The sequence below is a fragment of the Pseudomonas sp. AP19 genome, assembly GCF_001728855.1.
Lineage (GTDB): Bacteria > Pseudomonadota > Gammaproteobacteria > Pseudomonadales > Pseudomonadaceae > Aquipseudomonas > Aquipseudomonas fluorescens.
The window spans coordinates 1-1386 of sequence record NZ_LXJP01000135.1; the positions used below are offsets into that span (position 1 = coordinate 1).

Consider the following 1386-nt stretch of genomic DNA (forward strand, 5'->3'; position numbering starts at 1 on the left):
CGGTCTCAAGGAGCAAGTGCAACAGTCAGTTAATTTTCTGAGCTTGCTAAGCGAAACAATCCCGCTTCCAAAACATCGTTATCAATGGGCGTCTGACCGAACCGAGCTTACCTGACTAAGCACAATTTCCACTACCAAGTGCTTAGCCGTGATCAAGCCCTTCGGTGGCTGCAGCAGCGGCTATACACACCCCCCCCCTCATCGCTTAAACAATGGCTATACACACCCCCCCCTCCATCGCCAATGTGACGGCTTGGAATGACCCAATAGAAACACCCATTAGACGCATCCACCAGATAACTTGGAGGGCTTGCCCTTACCGGTCAGTTTATCGTTTCAAGCTTGTTGGTCGCGGAAAGCTGAAGATGATCTACTAGCACCTCAACCGGAAATTTCCAGCCCAGTGTCTGGCGGGGTCGGGTATTGAGCAGATCAGCGATTTCGTCCAGCCGTGCCTGCGTCACCAGAGAGAGATCTGTGCCTTTGGGGAGGTACTGACGCAACAAACCGTTCGTATTTTCATTGCTACCACGCTGCCAAGGCGAGTGTGGATCGGCGAAATAAATCTTCATCCCCGTGCGCGCAGTAATTTCGGCATGACGGGCCATTTCGCTGCCTTGATCATGCGTCATGGTTTTTAGGAGCGATGGCGCCATCCGCGACATTTCCCTCACGATCGCTTCCGCCGCCGCCTCTGCGGTGGGGGCTTCGAGCTTGGCGAGAATCACATAACGGCTCGTACGCTCGACCATGGTGGCAACCGCTGAGCGATTATTGGCGCCCATGATCAGATCACTCTCCCAATGCCCAGGGACCAGACGATCTGCAACCTCAGGGGGGCGTAGGTGAATACTCAGATGCGCAGGGTAACGTTCTCGACGCACATTGCTTTGGGTTCGCTTAGGACGTTTGCCGTCAGCCTGACGTAGATAACTGATCAACTGGCGTTTCAGCTCGCCGCGCGGATAGGCATAGATGGCGAGGTAGATAGTTTCGTGGCTCACATGTCGCTCGGATTGGCCTGGCCAGATACTGCGTAGTCTGCGGGCAATTTGTTGCGGTGACCAGCCGATGCGGAGCATTTCGACGACCACTTGAAATAGCTCTGAGTCTGGAGACAAACGCCGCTGACGGCGAGGCGCATGTCGAAGCTGTTGAGCCCTGCTGGTAGCTTGGATGGCGTCATAGTGAGGCTGCTGGGGGTTGCGTTTGATCTCACGACTAATGGTGCTGGGGTGACGGCCTAGCAAAGCGGCAATAGCTCGCAGCGTCTGTCGTTGAAAGAGCATCACCATAATGGTGACGCGCTCCTCGGTACTCAGGTGGTTGTATTGGGTAGACATGGCAACACCTTACATGAGGTGTTGCACTTGCTCCTTGAGACCG

Annotated in this window: 1 protein-coding gene; it reads right to left on the reverse strand. The window is 54.8% G+C overall.

What is annotated here, in order from left to right:
• Nucleotides 1-323: 323 nt before the first annotated feature.
• On the reverse strand, nt 324-1343 hold the full coding sequence (locus tag A7D21_RS33970; protein WP_048377755.1) for an IS30 family transposase: 1020 nt from the start codon (nt 1341-1343) through the stop codon (nt 324-326).
• Between the last annotated feature and the right edge of the window lie 43 nt (nt 1344-1386).